The organism is Luteibacter sp. (genome assembly GCF_009912395.1).
Taxonomy (GTDB): domain Bacteria; phylum Pseudomonadota; class Gammaproteobacteria; order Xanthomonadales; family Rhodanobacteraceae; genus Luteibacter.
On sequence record NZ_WNDO01000006.1, the window covers coordinates 25,375 to 48,321 of the forward strand.

At 65.6% G+C, this 22,947-nt stretch carries 25 protein-coding genes and 1 tRNA gene; 15 read left to right on the forward strand and 11 right to left on the reverse strand.

Annotation, left to right across the window (positions count from 1 at the left end; genetic code table 11):
• Window position 1: 1 nt before the first annotated feature.
• Entirely contained in the window at window positions 2-505 is a 504-nt protein-coding gene (def, locus tag GAK28_RS07765) for a peptide deformylase (protein WP_291776810.1), read from the reverse strand.
• Between the two features lie 206 nt (window positions 506-711).
• On the opposite strand from def, the gene GAK28_RS07770 reads away from it, so the two are divergent.
• From GAK28_RS07770 to purD, 6 genes are all read left to right on the forward strand, one after another.
• The gene (locus tag GAK28_RS07770; RefSeq protein WP_291776812.1) at window positions 712-1,869 is read left to right on the forward strand and encodes a LysM peptidoglycan-binding domain-containing protein; all 1,158 of its coding nucleotides are present in this window, start codon (window positions 712-714) and stop codon (window positions 1,867-1,869) included.
• 121 nt (window positions 1,870-1,990) lie between these two features.
• Complete coding sequence (gene dprA / locus GAK28_RS07775) at window positions 1,991-3,124, forward strand: DNA-processing protein DprA (protein WP_291776814.1); 1,134 nt, start codon at window positions 1,991-1,993, stop codon at window positions 3,122-3,124.
• Between the two features lie 103 nt (window positions 3,125-3,227).
• Entirely contained in the window at window positions 3,228-5,726 is a 2,499-nt protein-coding gene (locus GAK28_RS07780) for a DNA topoisomerase I (RefSeq protein WP_291776815.1), read from the forward strand.
• 1 nt (window position 5,727) lies between these two features.
• Window positions 5,728-6,297 (forward strand): Sua5/YciO/YrdC/YwlC family protein, encoded by a 570-nt coding sequence (locus GAK28_RS07785; protein ID WP_291776817.1) that lies wholly within the window; start codon window positions 5,728-5,730, stop codon window positions 6,295-6,297.
• Between the two features lie 16 nt (window positions 6,298-6,313).
• On the forward strand, window positions 6,314-7,870 hold the full coding sequence (locus GAK28_RS07790) for an AMP-binding protein (protein WP_291776819.1): 1,557 nt from the start codon (window positions 6,314-6,316) through the stop codon (window positions 7,868-7,870).
• On the forward strand, window positions 7,770-9,050 hold the full coding sequence (gene purD / locus GAK28_RS07795) for a phosphoribosylamine--glycine ligase (protein WP_291776821.1): 1,281 nt from the start codon (window positions 7,770-7,772) through the stop codon (window positions 9,048-9,050). Before GAK28_RS07790 ends, purD begins: the two co-directional genes overlap by 101 nt.
• A 45-nt stretch (window positions 9,051-9,095) precedes the next feature.
• Here purD and GAK28_RS07800 read toward each other — a convergent pair whose 3' ends face one another.
• The gene (locus GAK28_RS07800) at window positions 9,096-11,084 is read right to left on the reverse strand and encodes a ricin-type beta-trefoil lectin domain protein (RefSeq protein WP_291776823.1); all 1,989 of its coding nucleotides are present in this window, start codon (window positions 11,082-11,084) and stop codon (window positions 9,096-9,098) included.
• Window positions 11,085-11,278: 194 nt separating this feature from the next.
• Between GAK28_RS07800 and GAK28_RS07805 the strand changes: the two genes are divergently transcribed.
• A complete protein-coding gene (locus GAK28_RS07805; protein WP_291776824.1) occupies window positions 11,279-13,153 on the forward strand; it encodes an MFS transporter in 1,875 nt (624 codons plus the stop codon).
• 9 nt (window positions 13,154-13,162) lie between these two features.
• Here GAK28_RS07805 and GAK28_RS07810 read toward each other — a convergent pair whose 3' ends face one another.
• From GAK28_RS07810 to GAK28_RS07845, 8 genes are all read right to left on the reverse strand, one after another.
• Complete coding sequence (locus tag GAK28_RS07810; RefSeq protein WP_291776826.1) at window positions 13,163-14,029, reverse strand: cobalamin biosynthesis protein; 867 nt, start codon at window positions 14,027-14,029, stop codon at window positions 13,163-13,165.
• A 58-nt stretch (window positions 14,030-14,087) separates the two neighbouring features.
• Window positions 14,088-15,074, reverse strand: a complete 987-nt coding sequence (gene nudC, locus GAK28_RS07815; RefSeq protein WP_291776828.1) for an NAD(+) diphosphatase — start codon at window positions 15,072-15,074, stop codon at window positions 14,088-14,090.
• 10 nt (window positions 15,075-15,084) lie between these two features.
• Window positions 15,085-15,471, reverse strand: a complete 387-nt coding sequence (erpA, locus tag GAK28_RS07820; RefSeq protein WP_291776829.1) for an iron-sulfur cluster insertion protein ErpA — start codon at window positions 15,469-15,471, stop codon at window positions 15,085-15,087.
• 30 nt (window positions 15,472-15,501) lie between these two features.
• On the reverse strand, window positions 15,502-15,933 hold the full coding sequence (locus GAK28_RS07825; RefSeq protein ID WP_291776830.1) for a polymer-forming cytoskeletal protein: 432 nt from the start codon (window positions 15,931-15,933) through the stop codon (window positions 15,502-15,504).
• An 82-nt stretch (window positions 15,934-16,015) separates the two neighbouring features.
• Window positions 16,016-16,666 carry a DUF6776 family protein gene (locus tag GAK28_RS07830; RefSeq protein WP_291776831.1) on the reverse strand — a complete coding sequence of 217 codons (651 nt, stop codon included), beginning with the start codon at window positions 16,664-16,666 and terminating at the stop codon, window positions 16,016-16,018.
• Between the two features lie 120 nt (window positions 16,667-16,786).
• The gene (bfr, locus tag GAK28_RS07835; protein ID WP_166946123.1) at window positions 16,787-17,269 is read right to left on the reverse strand and encodes a bacterioferritin; all 483 of its coding nucleotides are present in this window, start codon (window positions 17,267-17,269) and stop codon (window positions 16,787-16,789) included.
• Window positions 17,270-17,374: 105 nt separating this feature from the next.
• Window positions 17,375-17,578 carry a (2Fe-2S)-binding protein gene (locus GAK28_RS07840; protein ID WP_291776832.1) on the reverse strand — a complete coding sequence of 68 codons (204 nt, stop codon included), beginning with the start codon at window positions 17,576-17,578 and terminating at the stop codon, window positions 17,375-17,377.
• A 59-nt stretch (window positions 17,579-17,637) separates the two neighbouring features.
• Complete coding sequence (locus tag GAK28_RS07845) at window positions 17,638-18,180, reverse strand: RNA pyrophosphohydrolase (RefSeq protein ID WP_291776834.1); 543 nt, start codon at window positions 18,178-18,180, stop codon at window positions 17,638-17,640.
• Between the two features lie 164 nt (window positions 18,181-18,344).
• Here GAK28_RS07845 and GAK28_RS07850 point away from each other — a divergent pair.
• Window positions 18,345-18,421, forward strand: a tRNA-Met gene (locus GAK28_RS07850).
• Between the two features lie 40 nt (window positions 18,422-18,461).
• On the opposite strand, the gene GAK28_RS07855 is transcribed toward GAK28_RS07850, so the two are convergent.
• Window positions 18,462-19,085: a LuxR C-terminal-related transcriptional regulator gene (locus GAK28_RS07855; RefSeq protein ID WP_291776836.1), complete on the reverse strand. Its 624-nt coding sequence runs from the start codon at window positions 19,083-19,085 to the stop codon at window positions 18,462-18,464.
• A 202-nt stretch (window positions 19,086-19,287) separates the two neighbouring features.
• Here GAK28_RS07855 and queD point away from each other — a divergent pair, with 202 nt between their 5' ends.
• From queD to GAK28_RS07890, 7 genes are all read left to right on the forward strand, one after another.
• Window positions 19,288-19,641 (forward strand): 6-carboxytetrahydropterin synthase QueD, encoded by a 354-nt coding sequence (gene queD / locus GAK28_RS07860; protein ID WP_291776838.1) that lies wholly within the window; start codon window positions 19,288-19,290, stop codon window positions 19,639-19,641.
• 120 nt (window positions 19,642-19,761) lie between these two features.
• Window positions 19,762-20,088, forward strand: coding sequence for a hypothetical protein (locus GAK28_RS07865; RefSeq protein WP_291776840.1), 327 nt, complete (start codon window positions 19,762-19,764; stop codon window positions 20,086-20,088).
• Window positions 20,089-20,259: 171 nt separating this feature from the next.
• On the forward strand, window positions 20,260-20,625 hold the full coding sequence (locus GAK28_RS07870; protein ID WP_291776842.1) for an ATP synthase subunit I: 366 nt from the start codon (window positions 20,260-20,262) through the stop codon (window positions 20,623-20,625).
• 3 nt (window positions 20,626-20,628) lie between these two features.
• Entirely contained in the window at window positions 20,629-21,468 is an 840-nt protein-coding gene (gene atpB, locus GAK28_RS07875; RefSeq protein ID WP_291776844.1) for a F0F1 ATP synthase subunit A, read from the forward strand.
• Between the two features lie 86 nt (window positions 21,469-21,554).
• Window positions 21,555-21,842, forward strand: a complete 288-nt coding sequence (gene atpE / locus GAK28_RS07880; RefSeq protein ID WP_291776846.1) for a F0F1 ATP synthase subunit C — start codon at window positions 21,555-21,557, stop codon at window positions 21,840-21,842.
• Between the two features lie 82 nt (window positions 21,843-21,924).
• The gene (locus tag GAK28_RS07885; RefSeq protein ID WP_291776848.1) at window positions 21,925-22,395 is read left to right on the forward strand and encodes a F0F1 ATP synthase subunit B; all 471 of its coding nucleotides are present in this window, start codon (window positions 21,925-21,927) and stop codon (window positions 22,393-22,395) included.
• Between the two features lie 2 nt (window positions 22,396-22,397).
• Window positions 22,398-22,931, forward strand: coding sequence for a F0F1 ATP synthase subunit delta (locus tag GAK28_RS07890; protein WP_291776851.1), 534 nt, complete (start codon window positions 22,398-22,400; stop codon window positions 22,929-22,931).
• The last annotated feature ends 16 nt before the right edge of the window (window positions 22,932-22,947 follow it).

Consider the following 22,947-nt stretch of genomic DNA (forward strand, 5'->3'; position numbering starts at 1 on the left):
CTCAGGCGCTGGCCTTGCGCTGTTTTTCCATGCGCTTGAGCAGCATGCCGCGCTTGAGCGGAGACAGGTAGTCGACGAAGACCTTGCCGGCCAGGTGGTCCATCTCGTGCTGGATGCAGACCGCGAGCGGGCCTTCGGCCTCGACCACGATCTCGTTGCCGTCCACGTCGTTGGCCTTGACCTTCACCTTCAGGGCGCGGGTCACGTCGGCGTAGATACCTGGGAACGACAGGCAGCCTTCCTGGTAGACCTGCTGGCCGTCCTTCTCGAGGATCTCGGGGTTGATGAGGACCAGCGACTCACTACGGTCGTCGCTCATGTCGGCCACCAGCACGCGCTGGTGCACGTTGACCTGGGTGGCGGCGAGGCCGACGCCGTTGGCGGCGTACATGGTTTCGTACATGTCGGCCACGAACTGCTTGAGCGCGTCGTCGAAGGTCGTGACCGGCGCGGCCTTGGTACGCAGGCGCGGGTCGGGGAATTCCAGGATGGTGAGGGTGGACACGGTGTCACCTTGATCGTTGCGTGGGCCAGTGCGGCGCCCCGTGCCTGCAAAATGCGGGCAAGTAGGCGAAATCCAAGCAGATGGACCCTGTAGGATGGCCGCCTATTCTACGCGTGCGGCAGGAACCGGGCGAGCAGGTTCCGTGGTGTACGCATTAACGATTCAGTTACACTTGCGACAGCACTGGGGAAGGGGGAAATCCCACCATGATCAAGAAGTTCGCCATGCTGCTGGGCGGCATGTTTTTCACCGTGGCCGTCTACGCGGCCGCGTCCCAGCTGCGTCCCGGACACCCCGACACCTACACGGTTCGCAAGGGCGACACCCTGTGGGCGATTTCCTCCCGGTTCCTCAGCAAGCCATGGCTGTGGCCGGAGATCTGGCAGGCCAATCCCCAGGTCCGCAATCCCCACCTGATCTACCCGGGCGACGTGCTCAACCTGTCGCTGGACGGCACCAACACGCCCCATCTCGGCCTCGAGCCGCGGATCCGCTCCGAGGGTGAGCCGATCACGGCGGTGCCGCTGTCCGAGCTGCGCATGTTCCTGAAGGAAATGCGAGTGATGGACGCGGACGCCGTCGAGCGCTCGCCCTACGTGGTCGGTTTCGAGGAAAGTCGCCTGCGCGCCACGCCTGGCACCAAGATCTACGCCCGCGACCTCGACACGGCGCAGCCCGGCCAGCGCTGGGCGGTGGTCCGTCCGACCCAGCGATTCCGCGACCACGGTGGGCGCAACGGTAGCGTCGATGCCCTGACCCGGCCGGGGCAGGGTTCCTTCGTGGCGGACGAGCTGGACTCGGATGCCTCCATGGCCTCGTCGCCCTGGCGCGAGGACACCTACCACGATACCCACTCCGGCACGGGTAGCGATCGCGGCGTCGAGGTGACGGTGATCGGCACGGCCGAGGTCCTGGCAACCAATGACGATGTCGCCAGCCTGGTGCTGGTCGATTCGACCCTGGAGATCCGCAAGGGTGATCGCCTGATGCCGGTGGACGACAAACCGTACGACCCCTACTTCTACCCGCATGCGCCGAAGTCGATGCCCGCCGACCCTCGGGTCATCGCTTTCACCGATGCCAAGAACAGCGTGGGCGCCCACCAGGTGGTCGCCATTTCCGCCGGCAGCGCCGACGGCGTCGACAACGGCACCACCTTCACCATCATGGCCCAGGGCGACCGGATCCCCGACGAGGTGTCCGGCAACTACGAGCGTCGCAGCACCTCGCGCAGCGTCCAGCTTCCGGACGAGTACGCGGGGCATCTCATGGTCTTCCGTACCTTCGACCATGTCAGCTACGCCCTGGTGATGGACTCCCTGCGTCCGGTGCATCGCGGCGACAAGCTGACGCTGCCCGAGTGAACCTCGCGGCCCGCTCCCACGTCGGGTGGGGGCGGGCCGGCTTCCTGCGTCGGCCCATCACCCGCGTCGACGCGGGCTGGTCGTCGCTCCCTCACGCCGTCGCCTCTCCTAGACTGCGCGGATGACCGATTCCAACGAACTCCGCGACTGGCTCCTCCTGCTGCACATGCCGGGTCTGAGTGCGCGCCGCCTTCGCGAAGGCCTTGCCGTACGCGGCGGTGCGCGAGCCTTGCTGGCCTGGCTGGCGCGTCACGACGAAGCGCTCGACGACGAGGGTCGGCGCTGGCTCGAGCATCCCGACGAAACCGTCCTGGCGGCCGACATGGCCTGGCTGGACGATCCCGGCCATCGCCTCCTGCGCTGTACCGAGGAAGATTTTCCCCCGCAGTTGGAAGCCATGCCCGACCCGCCGGCCGCCTTGTTCGTGAAGGGCGACGCCTCGCTGCTCCTGCTGCCGCAGGTGGCCATCGTCGGCGCTCGCCAGGCCCAGCCGCCGGGGCTCGCCAACGCGGCCCGATTCGCCGCCGAACTGGCGGCGGGTGGGTTGCTGGTGACCAGTGGCCTGGCCGACGGTGTGGATGGCGCGGCCCATGCCGCGGCCCTGGATGCCGGCCAGCCCACGGTCGCGGTGATCGGTACCGGTCCCGACCGGGTCTATCCGCGTAAACATCATGCTTTGGCGCGCAGGATCGTCGAAAACGGTGCGATCGTCAGCGAATATCCTCCAGGCATACATGCCCAGCCACATCATTTTCCCCAGCGCAACCGGATCATCGCCGGGTTATCGCTCGGCGTCCTGGTGATCGAGGCGGGCGTGAAGTCCGGTTCGCTCATCACCGCCCGCCAGGCGGGGGAGCAGGGGCGCGAGGTCTTCGCCCTGCCCGGTTCCATCCACAATCCGCTGGCCCAGGGCTGCCATGCCCTGATCGCCGATGGCGCCCGCCTGGTCCAGCGCCCGGACGAGATCCTGGCCGCGCTGGCGCCCGCTGCCATGGAGCTGGGCGCGGAACTGCGGGCCCGGCTGGATCGGCCGGCCAGCGGGGTGTCCAAGGCCCGGAAAGGGCCCTTCGACTGGCGCCAGGATGAGGAATATCGCCGCCTCCTCGACGCCATGGGTTACGATCCCGCTTCTCTGGACACCCTGGTGGGCACCACCGGCCTTTCCCCCGGAGCCCTCTCGTCGATGCTGCTGATGCTCGAGCTCGAAGGGGAGGTTTCCCCGCTTCCCGGAAACCGTTACCAGCGGGTCGTCTGATCGACACGGCTTGACAGCCATCACGGCGATATGTTTCCAACTAAATATATACACACGCTGGGGTCCACTCGGGACCCAGGCGACATCTGGAATCGATCAGCGCATGGCAAAGAACCTCCTCATCGTCGAATCGCCCGCCAAGGCCAAGACGATTAACAAGTACCTGGGCACGGATTTCCAGGTGCTGGCTTCGTACGGTCATGTCCGTGACCTGCGGCCGAAAGAGGGGGCGGTCGATCCCGACCACGGCTTCGCCATGGCCTACGAGGTGATCGACCGCAACGAAAAGCACGTCGACGCCATCGCCAAGGCGGCCAGCAAGGCCAGCAGCATCTATCTCGCGACCGACTTGGATCGCGAAGGCGAGGCCATCTCCTGGCACATCAGCGAGATCCTGAAAGAGCGTGGCTTGCTCGAAGGCAAGGACGTCCAGCGCGTGGTCTTCAGCGAGATCACCCCCAAGGCGATCAAGGAAGCCGTGGCCAATCCGCGCAAGCTGTCGCACGACCTGGTCGACGCCCAGCAGGCCCGCCGCGCCCTCGACTACCTGGTGGGCTTCAACCTGTCGCCGGTGCTCTGGCGCAAGGTGCAGCGCGGCCTGTCGGCCGGCCGCGTGCAGTCGCCGGCCCTGCGCATGATCGTCGAGCGCGAGCTGGAGATCGAAGCCTTCAAGGCGCGCGAGTACTGGACCATCCAGGCCAGCCTCGCTCACGCCGACGGCGCCTTCGACGCCCGCCTGGTGAAGCTGCACGGCAAGAAGTTCGAGCAGTTCGATCTCACGAACGAAGCCGATGCCATGGCCGCCCGCGCGGCCCTGGAGAAGGCCGCCGGTGGTCGCTTCACGGTCGGCGAGGTCACCAGCCGCGAACGCAAGCGTCGCCCAGCGCCGCCGTTCACTACCTCCACGCTGCAGCAGGAAGCCGCGCGCAAGCTCGGTTTCTCCACCAGCCGCACCATGCGCGTGGCCCAGGGCCTGTACGAAGGCGTGTCGCTCGGCAGCGAGGGCAACGTCGGCCTCATCACCTACATGCGTACCGACTCGGTGGCGCTGTCGGACGACGCCGTGGCTGAACTGCGCGACCTGATCGGGCGCGAATACGGCAAGTCGGCGCTGCCCGAGGGCACCCAGGTCTACAAGTCGAAGGCCAAGAACGCGCAGGAAGCCCACGAAGCCGTTCGCCCGACCTCGGCCATGCGCTTGCCGCGCAGCGTCGCCTCGTTCCTCAACGATGACCAGCGCAAGCTCTACGAGCTGATCTGGAAGCGCACCGTCGCCTGCCAGATGATCCACGCCACGATGAACACCGTGTCGGTGGAATTCCCGGTCGACGACTCGGCCTTCCGCGCCACCGGTACGACGGTGATCGACCCGGGCTTTCTCGCTGTGTACGAGGAAGGCCGCGACCAGAAGGGCGAGGACGACGACGAACAGCGCCGCCTGCCGCGCCTGACCCAGGGCGACGTCGTGCCGGTGTCCGGTATCGCCGCCGACCAGCACTTCACCGAGCCCCCGCCGCGCTACTCCGAAGCCAGCCTGGTGAAGGCGCTCGAGGAATACGGCATCGGCCGTCCGTCCACCTACGCGAGCATCATCCAGGTGCTGCTCAGCCGCGAGTACGTGCTGCTCGACAGCCGTCGCTTCAAGCCGACCGACGTCGGCCGCGCGGTAAGCCAGTTCCTCTCGGGCCACTTCACGCAGTACGTCGACTACGACTTCACCGCGCGCCTCGAGGACGAACTCGACGCCGTCAGCCGTGGCGAAGAACAGTGGGTGCCGCTGCTTGAGCGCTTCTGGCAGCCATTCAAGACGCTGGTGGACGACAAGACCGAAAGCGTCGACCGCAGCGAAGCCACGGGCGCGCGCGAGCTTGGCACCGATCCGAAGACCGGCAAGCCGGTGTCCGTGCGCCTGGGTCGCTACGGCGCCTACGCGCAGATCGGTAGCAAGGACGACGAGGAAAAACCCACCTACGCGAGCCTGCGCCCCGGCCAGAGCATGCACACGATCACGATCGAGGAGGCGATGGAGCTGTTCAAGCTGCCGCGCAACCTCGGTCAGGCGGAGAACGGCGAAGATGTCACCGTCGGCATCGGTCGCTTCGGTCCCTTCGTGAAGCAGGGCAGCACCTATGCCTCGCTCAAGGCGGAAGACGATCCGTACACCATCGAATTGCCGCGTGCGACGCAGCTGGTGCAGGAGAAGCTCGAGGCCATCGCCAACCGCATCATTCTCGACTTCGGCAATGGTGTGCAGGTGTTGAATGGTCGTTATGGCCCGTACATCACCGACGGCGAGAAGAACGCGCGCATTCCGAAGGATCGCGAGCCGAAGACGCTCACCGAAGCCGAATGCACCGAACTGCTCGCCGCCGCGCCGGTGAAGAAGCCGCGTGGTGGCAAGGCCGCGAAGAAGGCCGCGGCGAAGAAGGCGCCAGCCGCCAAGAAGGCGGCGGTAAAGAAGACGGCCACGAAGAAAACCGCCGTCAAGAAGACCGCCACCAAGAAGGCCGCGACGAAAAAGACGGCGACGAAAAAGACCGCCACGAAGAAGACGGCGGTGAAGAAAGCCGCGGCGAAGAAGGCCGCGCCGGCCGCGAAGTGACATGCGCCGCTTCGATCCGTCCAGTGTCGTCGACGCGGCCGTCTTCCTCCATGCGGGCGGCGTGCTCGCCTATCCCACCGAGGCCGTGTTCGGCCTCGGCTGCGATCCGCATAACAGGGACGCCCTGGAGCGTTTGTTTGCCCTGAAGGAACGGCCGCCGACGCAGGGCGTGCTGCTCATCGCCGCCAGCGTCGAGCAGGTACTGCCGTATATCGATTTCAGTCGCGTTCCCGACACGGTGATGGACCAGGTGGTGGACTCCTGGCCGGGACCGAATACCTGGATCTTCCCACGCAGCCCGTTTGTCCCTGAATGGGTGGCCGGCGCGCACGAAGGTATCGCCCTTCGAGTCACGTCCCATGAGCCCGCGGCGGCCCTGTGCTGGGCCTTCGAGCGCCCGCTGGTCTCCACCAGTGCCAACCCCCATGGCCATCCGCCGGCGCGCGATATCGCGACGCTGGAGGGCTATTTCGGCGAACGCCTGGAAGGCGCCTTCGATGCGCCGCTCGGCGGGCTCGCTCGCCCCAGCACGATCCGCGACGCCTTGAGCGGCGCTATGATCCGCTCCTGAGAGGGGAGTCCAACCGTTGTCCATCGTCCATGAGATCGCCGGAGGCGCCGTCGCGCCCTCCTTGCCGCTGCTTGCGGGTTCACCATCGCGCGTCGTCGCCTGGCGCGACGGTCAGGCCGTCACGGCCGGCCAGTTCCTCGCCCATGTGCAGCAGGTGGCTGCCACGCTGCCCGACGCCATCGCGGCCGTGAACCTGTGCGAGGACCGCTACGCGTTTCTCGTCGCCTTCGCTGCGCTCGTCCTGCGTGGGCAGGTGAACCTGCTGCCGCCGTCGCGCGCGCCGCACGCGGTGGACGAGGTCATGGCTAATCATCCCGGGTCCTATGCCATCGGCGAGCTGGCGCTCGTACCGGCGCCGGAGGGCTACCTCCAGATGCCGGCGTTCGTGGAGACGCTTCCCGCCTTTGGCGAACTGCCGCGGATCGCGGCCGATGCCGTGGTCGCCATCGGCTACACCTCGGGCTCTACCGGCAAGCCGAAGCCCAACGTGAAGACCTGGGGCTCGTTCGTCGCCAGCAACGCGGGCAACGCCCGCATGCTTCAGGGCGTCATCGGCGAGCGTTTCCACAGCGTCGCCACCGTGCCGCCGCAGCACATGTACGGCATGGAGATGTCCGTGCTGATGCCGCTGCTGTCCGAGGTGGGCATCCATGCGGGGCGGCCGTTCTTCCCCGCCGACGTCGCCACGGCGTTGGCATCGTTGCCGGAACCTCGCGTGCTGGTGACCACGCCGGTGCACCTGCGTGCGCTGGTCGAATCGGGCGTGGTGCTGCCGCCGCTGGCGGCCTTCGTCTCCGCCACCGCGCCGATGCCCGTGGAACTGGCCGCCGCCGCCGAGGAGCGCTTCAGTGCGCCGGTGCGCGAGGTGTTCGGCTCGACCGAGACCTGCGTGTTCGCCAGCCGCCGCACGTCGACCGATGTCGACTGGGCCCTGTACGACGGCGTCGTCCTGCATCCGCAGCCCGACGGCACCCTGGTGGACGCTCCGCAGCTGGCCGAGCCCATCGCCCTGGCCGACATCGTCACGCTGCATGACGAGGGCCGTCGTTTCCGCCTCTGCGGCCGGAACACCGACCTGCTCGAAATCGCGGGCAAGCGTGCGTCGCTCGGCGATCTCAACCGTCGCCTCTTGGCGATCGACGGCGTGCGTGACGGGGTCCTGTTCCAGCTTGATGAGGCCGACGCCTCGGGCATCCGCCGTATCGCGGGCCTGGTCGTGGCCCCGGGGCTTACCGAGCAGCATGTGCTGAACGCCCTGCGCAGCGCGATGGACCCGGTGTTCCTGCCGCGCCCGTTACGCCTCGTCGCCGAACTGCCGCGCAACGAGACCGGCAAGCTGCCCCGCGGCGAGCTCCTGGCGATGCTGCGCGCTCCTACAAGACCCGGCCATTCCGGGGCGGACGCGCTACCTCGATCCGGCATGACCCGGACACCCCGGTTAGAATGCGCGATCCCCGGTCCGGAGTCCCATCATGAAAGTCCTCGTCATCGGCAGCGGCGGTCGCGAACACGCGCTGGCCTGGAAGATCGCGCAATCGTCGCGCGTGGAGGGCGTCATCGTGGCCCCGGGTAATGCGGGCACGGCCACCGAGCCCAAGCTGCGCAATGCGCCGGTCTCGGTCACCGATATCGAGGGTCTCGTCGCCCTCGCCAAGGCCGAGGGCGTGGGCCTGACCGTGGTAGGCCCCGAAGTGCCGCTGGTCGCGGGTGTGGTCGATCGTTTCACTGCCGAGGGCCTGCGCTGCTTCGGCCCGCGTGCGGCCGCCGCCCAGCTGGAAGGCAGCAAGGCCTTCGCCAAGGACTTCCTCGCCCGCCACGCGATCCCCACGGCGCACTACGCCGTGTTCACCGACCTTGCCCCGGCGCTGGCGCACGTGCGCGAGAAGGGGGCTCCGATCGTCATCAAGGCCGACGGTCTCGCGGCCGGCAAGGGCGTGGTCGTGGCGATGACCCTGGCCGAGGCCGAGGGCGCGCTTAACGACATGCTTGGCGACAAGGCCTTTGGCGACGCGTCGTCGCGCGTGGTCATCGAGGAGTTCCTCGACGGCGAGGAGGCCAGCTTCATCGTCATCGCCGACGGCACGCGTGCGCTGCCCATGGCGACCAGCCAGGACCACAAGCGTCGCGACGATGGCGACAAGGGTCCGAACACCGGCGGCATGGGCGCCTATTCGCCAGCGCCGGTCGTCACCGATGAGGTATCCGCGCGTGTCATGCGCGAGGTCATCGAGCCGACCCTTGCCGGCATGACCGCCGACGGTGCGCCCTTCACCGGCTTCCTCTACGCCGGCCTGATGATCGACAAGAGCGGCGCACCGAAGGTCATCGAATTCAACGTGCGCTTCGGCGATCCGGAAACCCAGCCGATCATGCTGCGCCTGAAGTCCGACCTCGTCGACCTCGTCGAGGCGGCGCTCGATGGCGATGTCGGCCGCGTGCAGGCGGTGTGGGACGAGCGCCCATCGCTGGGCGTGGTGATCGCGGCGGGTGGTTACCCGGGCAAGGTGCGCGCCGGCGACGTCATCACCGGCACGGACACCGATTTCGGTACCGACGTGAAGGTCTTCCATGCAGGCACGAGTACCGACGCCGACGGCCGTCCGGTCACGGCGGGTGGCCGCGTGCTGACCGTGTGCGCACTGGGTAGCGATCTGGCCGACGCACGGAAAAAGGCTTACGAAGCGATGGAAGGCATCCATTTTGCGGACGCCTTCCATCGCAAGGACATCGCTCATCGCGCCTTCAATCGATGAGCGTGGCGACGAGGTGGCAACACGACCACCTCGTCGTTCTCCGGCTTACGGACTCGGCGTCACCGGCTTGGCTTCCCAGCGTTCTTCGAGCGTGACGTTCTTGAAGCCCAGGTAGTCGACAGGAATCGGCGTCGACAGTCCGTTGGGACCGGGTTCGCGATCGGTGGCGGTCGGCGCATAGGGATAGTTGAGCCAGGGCTTGAGCAGCGTGTGGTATCGATTCCAGACGATGCGGCTATGCCTTTCCGTATCCATCTCCGCACGCGGCACACCGTCCCGCAGGTGCAGTCGCCACAGGTCACCGCCGTTGACCTTGGACGCCAGTCGGTCGGCGGCCCATATCCATTCCTGGCTTCGCAGGTTTTCCCGGCAAGGCCGCGCCTCGGCGCCACCGTCACCCATCCTGGCCGTCAAGCACCAGCCGCTGTCGCGATTGCGATAGGTGCCGCGGGCATCGAGATGCCACTGTTGCTGGCGGCCGTCTTCGCCTTCCGTGCATACCTGCATGGCGACACCAGGCGCTGCCTTGTCGGGCTGGGCGAGGCACAGGCTCTCGCCTGAGAAGGACTGCAGGCGCACCGTCGGAGTGCGGGTGAGAAGCGGTGAATCGAGATCGATCTCGATCGTGTGCCTGGCGGGAGCCAGGTCATCCTTTTCCAGCGACTGGAAGGGTTTGCCGGTGAGGCGTTTGTGGAAGTAGACCCTATTCAGGATGCTCACGTCCGTCGTGATCGCGAGTTTGCCCGTCCATGATGCAGGAACCATCCATATCGCTCCCGTTTCGATGGCGGCGGATTTCATCATGGGTGTGAGGTGATGGTCGACGGAATACAGTGTGTATCCCTGGCTGGGATGCGTGCCGTCGGCAAACTTTTCTTTCGTTACTTTCTTGCCATTCACTTCTACCTCGACGGGTCCCTCTGCCTCGGGACTCAACTCGAAACTCCAGGACAGGCTGGTTGGGGTCGGCGTCCGTGCGCTTACCCAGTAATCGTCCACCTGCATGGATAGGGTCTTTGTTTCGGTCGTCGTCGCGTTGGAGTCGGGGATGAGGATGGACGGAAGTTTACTCAGCGCGCCAACCGGATCTGTGCCCGCACCGATGAGAAGATCGAGGATGTCCGGCGCCAGGCCTGATCCCGATGCACTCTGGATCGAAAGTTGGGTATCGATGCGCTGGGAGGTCGGTTTGGCGTTGCGTGGCTGGAAGTCGGACAAGTCGATGGTAGGCGATCCACTCAGTGCCTGGATGTTCATCGCGACGTCGTACGATTTCGGAATGAAGAAATGCGATCCCTTTCGTTCGCGAAACGTGCCGTTCCACCACGCAAGGTTACGACCGGGGCGAAGGTTCATGCGTGCCTGGACCGCGATCAGCTTGCGATCCTGATCGCTGTTGGCGGTCAGGTCCCTCACGACGGAGATGTCGTATGTGATGGACTGTCCGTTGGCCAAGGGAAACGTCTGCTTACGGAATGGCTTGCGAGGAACATAGGAAGTCTGCTCGGAATCCACCCATCGACGCGCCGTCGGCGCATCATCGAAAAGCAGGCCAGGTTCGTCCTCGGGCACGTCATGGAACACGAGATCGCGGTCGAGCCATTCGGCCATGAATACGGCGGCTTCCCAGGCATCCATGTCATCCGGCACGGATGCGCTCGCGAAGGCACCATCGGCATCCTGTCGATAGATGGTGCGACGCGTGGGCGAGATGAAGTCGGCGCGCTGGATGGCCTCGTGCGGCCTGTCCTGTCGAGTGGTGACCAGCACCGCCAGACCCGAGGCCAGGGAATCGAGAGCGAATGCATGCATGGACGGTTCGTCCAGCTCCGCCTCGTCCAGCCAGATCACGCGGTGCTCGAGTTTTTCCGTCACCCAGCGGTCGGCTGTCGCCGAATGGGCTCCTGGAGCAAGCGCGACGCTGAGATTGGCGACGGGTACAGGAGACAGCGGTGCTGCCGACGCAGCGTAAGGAAATGCACATTGCAGCAGCAGTCCTGCTGCGATGGATGCGGGGAGGTATCGATGTTTCATGGCCAATCCTTTGGCGTTTTGGGGGTGGGTCCGTGAAGATTGCCGCCCCCGGCCACTCAAGGATGTAGGTGGTTTCCTAAACCAAAGCCGGTCTTTCCGCCTACATGGCATGTTGCGACGCAGCTACGACAATGCGTGGACGACCACCAATAGTCATGGGATACACTGCGCCAAACCACCAGGCTGACCACGGAATGTCCCAGTTTTCCCTCCTCGGCAAGCGTCGCTTCGCACCGTTCTTCTGGACCCAGGCGCTCGGTGCCTTCAACGACAACGCGTTCCGCAACGCCATGGTGATGCTGGTGGCGTTCCAGATGGCGCTGCCCGACAAAACAATCTCGCTTTACACCAACCTCGCGCCTGCCCTGTTCATTCTTCCGTACTTCCTTTTTTCCGCCACGGCGGGGCAGTTGGCCGAGAAGTTCGAGAAGACGCGCATCATTCGTTTCGTCAAATTGTTTGAAATCGCCGCGATGGCGATCGCCGCGGTGGGCTTCTTCACCCATCACGTGTCGCTGCTGCTCGTGGTGCTGTTCCTCATGGGCGTGCACTCGACCGTTTTCGGGCCGATCAAGTACTCGATCCTTCCGCAGTCGCTGGAACGCTCCGAATTGGTGGGTGGCAACGGGCTGGTGGAGACCGGTACGCAGCTGGCGATGCTGATCGGCATGATCGTGGGCAACACGTTGATGCTGATTCCCGGCTACGGTCCGTTGGCGGCATCGTCGGCCACCATCGTCATCGCGTTGACCGGCTATATCGTCAGCCGCTCCATTCCTTCGGCACCGGCGACGGCGCCCGATCTGAAGTTCAACTGGAATCCGGCGAGCGAGACCTCGCGCGTGCTGAAGATCACGCACGAGGACCGCGCGATCTGGAACGCCGTGCTCGGCATTTCGTGGTTCTGGTTCTTCGGCACCGTGATGGTCGCGCAGTTGCCGACCTATACGCGACACGTCCTGGGTGGCGATGGTTCGGTCAATACGCTGGCCCTTACCTTGTTTTCGCTGGGTACCGGTATCGGTTCGCTGCTGTGCGAGCGCCTGTCGACCCGCCGCGTGGAGATCGGCCTCGTGCCGATGGGCGCGTTCGGGCTGACGATCTTCGCAGTAGACCTCTTTTTCGCCCATCCGGTGATCCCGGCGAGCACGTTGCTGACCTGGACGGGCTTCCTCGCCGCGCCCGGCGCCTGGCGCGTCGCATTCGACCTGGCGATGATCGGCGCGTTCGCCGGCTTCTATGTGGTGCCGCTGTTCGCCTTCGTGCAGAGCAGGGCGCCGCGCGAGCGGCTGTCGCGCATCATCGCGGGCAACAACATCGTCAATGCGTTGCTTATCTGCATCGCCTCCGGCTTCGGCGTAGGTCTCACGCTGCTCGGTCTCGACACGCCGACGATCTTCCTCGTGACTGGCCTCATGAACATCGCGGTGGCGGTGTACATCTTCACGCTCACTCCCGAATTCATGATGCGCTTCATCACGTGGGTGCTGGTGAATACGCTCTATCGCGTGCGCGTGGATGGCCTGAAGAACGTGCCGGATGAAGGCGCCGCGCTCGTGGTGTGCAACCACGTCAGCTTCATGGATCCCTTGATCCTGATGGCGAGCGTGCGGCGGCCCATGCGCTTCGTGATGTACTACAAGATATTCAACATCCCGGTGCTCAACTTCGTATTCCGCACGGCCAAGGCGATTCCCATCGCGGGTCGCAACGAAGATCAGGCGCTGATGGACGAGGCCTTCGAACGCATCGACGAGGCGCTGGCCGCCGGCGAGGTCGTTTGCATCTTCCCCGAAGGCGGGCTGACCCGCGATGGCGCCATCGCGCCGTTCCGTCCGGGCGTCGATCGCATCCTCGCGCGTCGCCCGGTGCCCGTGGTGCCGCTGGCGTTGCGGGGCATGTGGGGCAGCATCTTCAGCCGGCGCGACGATGCCTTGCATCGTGCGCGACTACCGCGTCGCTTCTGGTCGCGTATCGAACTGGTGGGTGGTGCAGCGGTGCCGGTGGGCGCCGCCAATGCCGCCGTGCTGGAAGCGCGGGTCGGCGAACTGCGTGGTGACAACGCCTGAGGCAATGCCTCAGGCGAACCAGGCCGCCAGCACGATCACCGCCACCACGGCCAGCCAGACGATCAGCACGCGGCGGATGACGCGGCGTGCGTCTTCCAGTTCGGCGATGGGGTCGCTGACGTCCTGCACATAGCCATCGCCGGCTTCTACGTCGGCATCTACGCCTGCTCGGGCGACGGCGCCCAGGAAGTCGGGCTCCAGACGGCTGCGCGGGCTGCCGGAGTGGCGGTGCCAGTGCCGCCAGGCGCCGACCACGGCGTCGAAGTCCGACACCAGGGCCATGGCAAAGACCATCAGGTGGGCGGGGATCCAGTCCAACGCGTCCGCAAGGCGGCGGGCGGCACCGCGCGCGTCGCCATCGAGCGAAAGCGACGCGTCGCGCCCCAGCGACTGCGTGAGCCGATAGCCCAGCGCGCCGACCGGGCCAAGCAGGAAGAACCAGAACAGCACGCCGAAACGACGACGCAGGGCCGCGTAGAAGGTGGCTTCGACCAGGGCTGGAGCGAACCAAGGCAGCGGTTGTTCGTCGTGACGCAGGGCCGCCACGGCTTCCTCGCGACGCAGGGCGTCCGGTGCATGCAGCACGGCGTCGAGGTCGGTCTCGATCTCGCGAGGCCCCAGCGCGTACACCAGAACCAGCACGGCGAAGACGAACCACGCGATGTCGAAGAGGGGCAGGGCACGCAGGATGCCGCCGAGGATCGCGCAGCCGATGATGGGCACCAGCAGCACGACGGCGACACGGCCTGCGCCGGATAGGTCGGCAAGCCGGTTCACCCAGTGGCGGAACCATCGATCGTCGCGCCACCGCGCCAGCTGCGGCACGCTCCAGACAATGACGAGGGCGATGAGTACGGCGAGGAGGCGTAGGGCCATGACGATGCGGTCCGCGTGTCGATGGCCCGATTGTAGGCGATGGATCGAAGGCTGTGGATCAGCTGCGAGGCATGTCCGCGACGAGCTGCTCCAGCTTCACGCCGCGCAAGCCCAGCCAGTGCTCGATCAGCCGGTACGACACCGACAGCGGTGGCGGCACGCCGAGCGTGCCGGCGGCCATGCCCTGCACGATGTCCTCGACCGTGAACCAGCGCGCGTCTTCCAGTTCGTCGTCGCGCAGGCGGATGTCGCGGCTCTTCGCGGTGGCGGTGAAGCCGACCATGAGCGACGCCGGCAGCGGCCAGGGTTGCGAGGAGTGGTAGGTGGCGTGCAGCACCTCGACGCCGGATTCCTCGCGTACCTCGCGCTTAACGGCATCCTCGAGCGATTCGCCCGGCTCGATGAAACCGGCCAGGGTCGAATAACGCCCCTTGGGCCAACCACGCTGGCGGCCGAGCAGGCAGGCGTAACCGTGCTCGACGATCACGATGATCGCGGCATCGGTGCGAGGAAAATGCAGGTGGGGACCCTCCGGATTCGTGCATTGCACGCGATGGCCGGAGGACACCACCATCGTCGGCGCGCCGCAGAGGTTGCAGAAGCGTGTTTGCCGATGCCAGTGCGCCACGCCCTTGGCGAAGGCGAACAGGCCGGCGTCGAAGGCCGGGAAAAGCAGCCCCGCCTCGCGCAGCGACATGCGCCGCGCACCGGTCAGGGCGACGAAGGTCTCGATGTGGGCTTCGTCGAACTCCAGAGCGAACCAGGCCGAGCCTTGTGCGAGGCCGAGGAAGGTCGCCGGCACGTCGCCGAAACGCTCCGCGCGCATGCTGGCGTCCATCCACTGCGGGCGGTCGGCATTGGCCTGCACGAGTGCCTGGCCTTCGCTGTCCAGCACGAGGAAGCGCGTATCGGCCGCGCGTTCGGTTTCTTCCACCCACAGGCGATCGTCGCGGCGCTCGGCCATGCGATCGATCTCGATACCGGCGAACACGTTCTCGCGCGCCCGTGTCGCCACCGCCTCGTTACGCTCCGCCCCGACGCTCACGCGGGATGGCTCAAGCGCTGAACGACGAGCCGCAACCGCAGGTCGTCTTGGCGTTGGGATTGCGGATGACGAATTGCGAACCGCTGAACGATTCCTTGTAGTCGATCTCCGCGCCGGTCAGGTACTGCAACGACAGCGGATCGACGAGCAGGGTGACGCCGTCGCGCGAGATGGCCAGGTCGTCCTCGGCCTGGTCCTCGTCGAAGGTGAAGCCGTACTGGAAGCCCGAGCAACCGCCACCGCTGATGTAGACACGCAACTTCAGCGACGGATTGCCTTCTTCCTCGATCAGCTCGTGCACCTTGCGGGCGGCGGCCTCGGTGAAGATCAGCGGAGCACCGGCCGACCGGTAATCCGGCGCGGCAGCGGTGGGAGCCATGGGGAAGGGGTTGTTCATGCGCCCATAATGGCGCCGATCCGTGACAGGTCAAGCCTTGGTCAGCGCCCGGGTAACCTCGGTGGCGCTCTCGGCGAGCTGGCGCACGGTCGGCGGGGCGCGGTGGATCATCCGCCCGTTCACCCTGGCGCCGGCGGCCATTTCCAGCACCTGGTACTGCACGTCGCCCTCGATAAGGGCGAGTGGAGCCAGCTCCAGGCGGTCGCGGATCTCGACATCCCCGGTCACGCCGCCGTTGATGACGGCATGCGGGACATCCACGCGCCCGATGACGCGACCGGTCTCGCTAATGGTGAGAATGCCGTCGCCATCCGCACGGACATTGCCCTCGATGGTGCCGTCCAGGTGCAGGGCGCCGCGAAAGTCGATATCGCCGCGCAGAGTCACGCCCTGGGCGATCAGGCTCGTGGCGATGGCGCTGACCGCTGGCGGCTGGTTCTTCCGGTTGTTAGTGCCGAACATCGTTGGCGTCCTCGTTACGGGTGGCGTCGGTCCAGGGGATGGTTGCGGTGACCGGCTCGGCGCCGGTGACAGTGGCGACCAGTCACAGCCGGGCCGGCTGGAATCCAGTGGGCAGGGTGAAGCTGGTCTGCACCTGCTGGAAGTACTTGAAGGAAAAGGGCTGGTCGACCAGGTCGCCGGACTGGCCCAGTGTGGGGCCCTCCAGGGTCACGACCTTGTTGGCCTGGATGCCCTCGATGGCAAGGTGCAGGGAACCCTTCATGAGATCGCCGCGGCGGGCGTTCTGGGTGAGGGTGACGACGAGATTCCAGGCCTGTTTCGACCCGTCGACCTTGGTCCCGCGCGCGCCCTGGATCCGGAGGCCCTGGCGCTGGCCGTCGCCGCCGACGAGGCGGGAGTAAAAGTCGAGGTCGGTGCGCAGGCCGCTGATCTCCTCGTCGCGTTCGGCGAGGTTGCGTTTGAGTTCCTTGGTGGCGACATCGCCCACCTGGCTGGCCCGTTCGAGGTTGGCGACCTGCTGGCGCAGTTCCTCGGTTTCGGCGGTGGCCTGGTGGCTGGCGCTGCGATCGGCGGGTCGGCTGGAGCCGCCGCGGCCGCCGAACCACCCGCCCAGCAGCAGGGCGACGACGACGCTCAACGCCCAGCCAACCCCAAGGAAGAGGCGGCGACGGCGTTCGCGGGCCGCGTCGTCGAGCGTGCGCACGACGAACCGTGGCGGATGGCGTGGGGCCATGGACGGGTCCGTGGAAAAAGCGTGAAGGGCCGATGGTATAGCCCTTGTGTTTCCGAACGGTCAAGGAACCGTTCCACGGATCACCAAGAAGAAGGCCGCCTTGCGGCGGCCTTCGTGAGATCAATCGTGGTTGATCGATCCGACCTTGCTGAGCATATAGCGCTCGGGGCCGATGTCCTTGATGAGGCTGAACTGGGTTTCCAGCCAGTCGATGTGTTCTTCTTCCTGGCCAAGGATGAACTTGAACAGGTCGCGGCTGACGAAGTCGTGGATGCCTTCGCTGTAGGCGATGGCTTCGCGCAGGTCCTTCGTGGCGATCATTTCGAGATCGAGGTCGCCCTGGAGGGCTTCGACCACGTTCTCGCCGATGCGCAGCTTGCCCAGGTGCTGGAGGTTCGGCAGGCCGTCGAGGAAGAGGATGCGCTCGATCAGCTTGTCGGCGTGCTTCATCTCTTCGATGGACTCTTCGTACTCGTGCTTGGCGAGCTCGTTGTAGCCCCAGTCCTTAAACATCCTGTAATGCAGGAAGTACTGGTTGATGGCGGCCAGCTCGTTGTAGAGCACCTTGTTGAGGTATTCGATGACCTTCGCGTCGCCCTTCATATGGGGTCTCCCTGGATAAGCAGGGTGCGACTATACGTCGCCCGAAAAGACGATGACGTAACGAGAATGAAGACGGTTTGCGTCCGCGCTACGGAGGTGCGCGGATCAGGCCGGCTGGGGCAGGAAGGCCAGCACCGGCCGGGTCTCCGCGACGGCGTCGCGCAGGCACTGGCGGGCTTCGGACTCGCAGGCGCCACAGCAGTCGGAGCAGCCGGTGCGGGCCTGGAGTTCGGCAAACGACTCCACGCCCTCGGCCGCGGCGCGGCGGATGGCGTGGTCGGTGACGGCGTTACACATGCAGATGTACATGGGGCGGCATTCGAACGCGAATGCGAACGATTGTCAACTGCGCAAATGTGAAGGCAGCCTCAGCGGCCCTCGGCGGCCCGGCGCTGTGCCTCGGCCTGCTGGGGGCAGCGGCCCACCTCCACGCAGCAGACCGTCTCGACGGTGGGCGCGAAGTGGCGCAGGGCGCGCTCGTAGACCTGGCGCTTGAAGTTGACCACGTGGTTGGCCGGGTACCAGAAATCGACCCAGCGCCAGAGATCGAACTCGGGCTTTTCGCAGGCGTCGAGCTTCAGGTCGTTCTCTGCGCCCACCAGGCGCAACAGGAACCAGACCTGTTTCTGGCCGATGCAGGTGGGGCGCTGGTGATGCCGCACGAAACGGCTGGGCAGGCGGTAACGCAGCCAGCCCCGGGTCTCGGCCAGCACCTCGACGTGATGGGAGAGCAGGCCAGTCTCTTCCTCCAGTTCGCGGTACATGGCCTCGAGCGGTGTTTCGTCGCTGCGCATGCCGCCCTGGGGGAATTGCCAGCCGTCCCGATTGACGCGGCGCGCCCAGAACAGGCGCCCGTCCCCGTTGAGGAGGACGATTCCCACGTTCGGTCGATAGCCATCTGCGTCGATCATCAGCCCTCCGCAAAACCCCGGCGCGCTTACGAAAATCGTCGCGCTTCGGGTCCGATTCAACCACAGCGCCGGAAGCGGGGGCAAGGCGCCACTTGAATGACGAGCCAGCCCCGATTAAACTGCGCGGCCTTCGCGAGCGCGTCTCGCGGACGACCAGGTTCCAAGGCTAGGTAGCTCAGCTGGTCAGAGCGCGGCACTCATAATGCTGAGGTCGGCGGTTCGAGCCCGCCTCTAGCCACCAAAACGAAAAGGCCGTGCCCCAGGGCACGGCCTTTTTCTTTTCAGCCCGCCAGGGGCTCCGGTTCCGCGGGCGCATCCTCCCTGCGCACAGGCGTGGGTGGCTCAAGCACCACGCGGGCCAGTTCCACCACGTTGTTCACCCTCAGCTTGGCCATCAGGTTGGCCCGGTGCAGTTCCACGGTCTTGGGGCTGATGTTCAGTTCGGCCGCGATCACCTTGTTGAGCTTGCCGCTCATGATGCCGTCGAGCACCTGGGATTCCCGGCGAGTCAGGCTGACCTCCGGGCGCAGTATGGCGAAGCTGTTGGACGTGGGTTCCTCACTGCCCGGTTCGTCCTCCGGCAGGGGCATCAGGAAGGCGGCTTGGAAGGCGATGGGCGCGAGATCGAGCGGTTGGCGGGTGAGGCGGAAGCGGCGGACCGGGCGCCCCGTCGCACGGACCAGGTACTCGTCGTCGCTCCCGCCGCGTTCCAGGTGCGTCGCGAACCAGTCGGGTAGGGCGGCGGGCAGGGTATGACCGAACTCGCGATGGAACGCGTCGTTCGCCATGACGGCAGGGCCGCCTTCGCGTGGCCAGATGACGCAGGGCCAGGGCAGGGCGGCGAAAACCTCCTCGGCCAGTCCGCTGGTATGCGAACCGTCGAGCGAATCACGACCAAGGCCCATCGGATGCCTCCTTGTGAGCGCTATGGACAGGCTGTGGACGGGGCCCCTTACCCCGCGGTGAAGTTTCCACTGCAACCGTTCGCCATGGAAAAGTCCAGTCGCATCGCCGGATTTGCGACGGTGGTCGTGAAGAACTTGCGAGTCGGCGCGTTTTTGGAGGGCTGCCGCTAAACTAGGCGGTCACCAGCCTTCCGGATCCATCATGCGCATCTTCAAGACCTTCAACATCGAAGCGGCTCACCGCTTGCCGAATGTGCCTGAAGGGCACAAATGCGCGCGTCTCCACGGACACTCGTTTCGCGTCGAACTGCATGTGGAAGGGCCGACCGACCCAGTGTTCGGCTGGGTGATGGACTTCGGTGACCTGAAGGCCCGCTTCCAGCCGCTCTACGACCGCCTCGACCATCACTATCTCAACGACATCGAGGGTCTGGAGAATCCCACCAGCGAGAACCTCGCCCGCTGGATCTTCGAGCACCTGCGTCCGGAGGTGCCGCAGCTGTGCAAGGTGGTGGTGCATGAGACGTGCACCTCCGGGGCGGAGTACAGCGAGTAACGATCGCCTGCGCTTTTCCGGCAGACGTCGAAAACCTGTCACCGCAACAAATTATGGTTGCTGCCCTGCAGCAGGCGGGTCTACACTCCGGCACCTCCCCCGTTCCCCAACGGTGACACGATGGCCAACGTAAACGGTTACGCCGATTTCGCCCGTTTCGTCGAGCAGGCCGCCGCCGCCCAGGCGCTGGCCTGGCGTGGCATGGAACGTGTTGCCGACCTGCATCTGCAGGCCATCGAAGGGCACGCCAGGGCCGCGACCGGCCTGATGGCCGATGCCATGCTCGCTCCCGACGCCGATGCCCTCCGTGCCGTACTGGCACGGGGCGAGCACTTGCAGCGCGAGGGTGTGGAGCGGGCCACGACGGCCGCCGGGGACATACTCGATGTGGCTGTTCAGACGGCCACGTCGCTCGGCGCGCTGGTGGTCCGGCCCGCCAGGGCCTGAACCTCCGTCGCGATGGTGCTCCGACGACGCGACGTCCTGTCGCGCCGGCGAGTGGTAGCGCCCTTTCCTCGCTTGTCCAGTCGTTTACGCCGCTGGTATACTTTTCCGGATTACACCGTGGCCCGTTGAACCAGTTGGTGCCGCCTAGCGCGTAACCACGGGAGCCTCGCGTTGCTAAACAGTCTTGCTGCCGGTCGTCATCTAGCCCTGCGCGTTGTCATCGCGCAGCTGGTGGTGGCCGTTGTCGTAGGGCTCGCTTTCACCCTGCAGGGGCGGTCGGCCGGTCTGGCCGCTTTCGGGGGCACCCTGATCGTCGCCATCGGTACCGCGCTGCTTGCCGCGCGAGCCTTCGGTGCGCTGGGTGGAGCGGGAGCAACGTTCATGCGGTTCCTGGTGGGCATGGTCCTTCGATGGGTTGTGCTCATCGGTGGACTGCTGCTCATTCTGGTTCAGTGGAAGCTGCCACCCTTACCCGCTTTGGTGGGATTGGTGGCCGGCTACGCGGTCAACGTATTTGCATTCAGATTCAAGGGTTGAGGCATGGCGAGCGAACCGCAAGGCGGTCTGACCGAATACATCCAGCACCACCTGAACCACATGACGGTGAATTTCAGCACCGATCATTTCTGGTTCTGGAACCTGCGTGCCGACTCCATCATCATCTCGTTCGCGCTGGGTGCGATCTTCTGCCTGTGGTTTTGGCTGTTCGCGCGCAAGGCGACCTCGGGCGTGCCCTCCAAGGGGCAGGCCCTGGTCGAGATCATCATCGAGTTCGTGGATACGCAGGTGAAGGACACCTTCCACGGTGACCGTCGCACGGTGACGCCGCTGGCGTTGTCCATCTTCATGTGGGTGTTCCTGATGAACGCCATGGACTTGCTGCCGGTCGACCTGTTCGGGTGGATCGTCCAGACGGTCTCGGGCAAGGAAGTGGCCCATCACACCTACGGCCGCATCGTGCCCACCGCCGACATCAACACCACCGTGGGCCTGTCGGTCGCCGTGCTGCTGATCGTCATCGGCCACGGTATCAAGGCCAAGGGCGGCTTCGGCTTCACCAAGGAGCTGTTCACTGCCCCGTTCCACGCGCATAGCCCGGTCGCCAAGATCGTGCTGGCGATTCCGAACTTCCTTCTCAACGTCGTCGAAACCCTGTCGAAGCCCGTGTCGCTCGCAATGCGACTGTTCGGCAACATGTACGGCGGCGAACTGGTGTTCATGCTGATTGCCGGTCTGATGGTGAGCTGGATCAGCTTCGTGCCTGGCGTCGTGTTCAACACGGCGTGGGCGATCTTCCACATCCTGATCATCGCCCTGCAGGCGTTCATCTTCATGATGCTGACGATCGTCTACATCGCCACGGCCCGGGAACACCACTAACTCACCGCACCGACGTCCGAATCTAGTTTCCGTTTCAGTCCTTTCGTTATCCACCTTTCGCTATTCGCATATCCCAGGAGACCATCATGGAACTCACCGCTCTCTTCGCGCACGTCCAGGGCATGACCGCCATCGCCATCGGCGTGATCATCGGCCTCGGCGCGCTCGGCGCCTGTCTCGGCATCGCCATCATGGGCTCGAAGTTCCTCGAGTCGGCCGCTCGCCAGCCGGAACTGGTCCCGCTGCTCCAGGGCCGCATGTTCCTGCTCGCCGGCCTGATCGACGCGGCGTTCATCATCGGCCTCGCCGTCGCCCTGCTCTTCGCGTTCTCGAACCCGCTGATCGGCGTTCTGCGCACCGCCGCCGGCGGCTAAGCGTTTCGCCCGTTTCGTCGCCGTGACGCATTCCGTCACGGCGACGCGTCAGTAACAAGCGTTCGGAGTCTTCGGAGAGATCATGGAAATTAACATGACCTTCCTGGGCCAGATGATCTCTTTTGCGATCCTGGTCTGGTTCACCACCAAGTTCATCTGGCCCCAGCTCAACGGTGCCATCGAAGAGCGTCAGAAAAAGGTGGCCGATGGCCTGGCCGCCGCCGAGCGCGCGCGCGCCGAGCTCAAGGACGCCGACGCCAAGGTCGCCTCCGAGATCAAGCAGGCCCGCCAGCAGTCCACCGACATCATCGACAAGGCGCAGGCCCAGGCCAACGCCATCATCGAGAAGGCCCGCGTGGAAGCCACCGATGAGATCAACCGTCTGAAGGCGCAGGCCCAGGACGAGATCGCCTCGATGGCCCAGCGTGCCCGTGAGCAGCTGCGCGAGCAGGTCGGCAAGCTTGCCGTCCAGGGCGCGGAGAAGATCGTCCAGCGTGAAATCGATCCGGCGGCCCACAAGGCGCTGCTCGACCAGCTCGCTGCCGAGATCTGATCATGGCCCAGGCGCGCACCCTCGCCCGTCCCTACGCGCGCGCTGCCTTCGAGGTAGCGCACGCGTCGGGTGCGCTCGCCGACTGGTCGGCGGCGCTGAATTTCGCCGCCGCGGTCGCGGTCGACCCGCAGGTCGCCGGCCTTGGCAACGATCCGCGCGTGCTGCCGACGCAGCTCGTCGCGATCCACCTCCCGCAAGGCATGGCTGCCGATGCGCCGTTCGCCCGTTTCCTCGAGGAACTGGCGGAAAACGGCCGCATGGTGCTCCTGCCGGAAATCGCCGCGCTCTACGACCAGTACAAGCTGGAGTCCGAGTCGACCCTGAAGGTCAAGGTCACGAGCGCACTGGATCTCGACGCGTCGCAGACGGAAACGCTGCGTGCATCGCTGAAGCGCCGCTTCAAGCGCGAGATCGAACTGGATACGCACGTCGATGCGACGTTGCTCGGCGGTGTCGTCATCGACACAGGCGAGCAGGTCATCGACGGTTCGGCGCGAGGCCGCCTGCAACGGCTGGCCAGCGCGCTGACGCACTGATACGAGATTCTCATAC

Excerpts from the sequence above, each read along its gene's own strand:
- GAK28_RS07770 (WP_291776812.1), top strand. The coding sequence starts at position 712 with ATGATCAAGAAGTTCGCCATGCTGCTGGGCGGCATGTTTTTCACCGTG.
- dprA (WP_291776814.1), top strand. The coding sequence starts at position 1,991 with ATGACCGATTCCAACGAACTCCGCGACTGGCTCCTCCTGCTGCACATG.
- GAK28_RS07780 (WP_291776815.1), top strand. The coding sequence starts at position 3,228 with ATGGCAAAGAACCTCCTCATCGTCGAATCGCCCGCCAAGGCCAAGACG.
- GAK28_RS07785 (WP_291776817.1), top strand. The coding sequence starts at position 5,728 with ATGCGCCGCTTCGATCCGTCCAGTGTCGTCGACGCGGCCGTCTTCCTC.
- purD (WP_291776821.1), top strand. The coding sequence starts at position 7,770 with ATGAAAGTCCTCGTCATCGGCAGCGGCGGTCGCGAACACGCGCTGGCC.
- GAK28_RS07800 (WP_291776823.1), bottom strand. The coding sequence starts at position 11,084 with ATGAAACATCGATACCTCCCCGCATCCATCGCAGCAGGACTGCTGCTG.
- GAK28_RS07805 (WP_291776824.1), top strand. The coding sequence starts at position 11,279 with ATGTCCCAGTTTTCCCTCCTCGGCAAGCGTCGCTTCGCACCGTTCTTC.
- GAK28_RS07810 (WP_291776826.1), bottom strand. The coding sequence starts at position 14,029 with ATGGCCCTACGCCTCCTCGCCGTACTCATCGCCCTCGTCATTGTCTGG.
- erpA (WP_291776829.1), bottom strand. The coding sequence starts at position 15,471 with ATGAACAACCCCTTCCCCATGGCTCCCACCGCTGCCGCGCCGGATTAC.
- GAK28_RS07825 (WP_291776830.1), bottom strand. The coding sequence starts at position 15,933 with ATGTTCGGCACTAACAACCGGAAGAACCAGCCGCCAGCGGTCAGCGCC.
- GAK28_RS07830 (WP_291776831.1), bottom strand. The coding sequence starts at position 16,666 with ATGGCCCCACGCCATCCGCCACGGTTCGTCGTGCGCACGCTCGACGAC.
- bfr (WP_166946123.1), bottom strand. The coding sequence starts at position 17,269 with ATGAAGGGCGACGCGAAGGTCATCGAATACCTCAACAAGGTGCTCTAC.
- GAK28_RS07840 (WP_291776832.1), bottom strand. The coding sequence starts at position 17,578 with ATGTACATCTGCATGTGTAACGCCGTCACCGACCACGCCATCCGCCGC.
- GAK28_RS07845 (WP_291776834.1), bottom strand. The coding sequence starts at position 18,180 with ATGATCGACGCAGATGGCTATCGACCGAACGTGGGAATCGTCCTCCTC.
- GAK28_RS07855 (WP_291776836.1), bottom strand. The coding sequence starts at position 19,085 with ATGGGCCTTGGTCGTGATTCGCTCGACGGTTCGCATACCAGCGGACTG.
- queD (WP_291776838.1), top strand. The coding sequence starts at position 19,288 with ATGCGCATCTTCAAGACCTTCAACATCGAAGCGGCTCACCGCTTGCCG.
- GAK28_RS07865 (WP_291776840.1), top strand. The coding sequence starts at position 19,762 with ATGGCCAACGTAAACGGTTACGCCGATTTCGCCCGTTTCGTCGAGCAG.
- atpB (WP_291776844.1), top strand. The coding sequence starts at position 20,629 with ATGGCGAGCGAACCGCAAGGCGGTCTGACCGAATACATCCAGCACCAC.
- atpE (WP_291776846.1), top strand. The coding sequence starts at position 21,555 with ATGGAACTCACCGCTCTCTTCGCGCACGTCCAGGGCATGACCGCCATC.
- GAK28_RS07885 (WP_291776848.1), top strand. The coding sequence starts at position 21,925 with ATGGAAATTAACATGACCTTCCTGGGCCAGATGATCTCTTTTGCGATC.
- GAK28_RS07890 (WP_291776851.1), top strand. The coding sequence starts at position 22,398 with ATGGCCCAGGCGCGCACCCTCGCCCGTCCCTACGCGCGCGCTGCCTTC.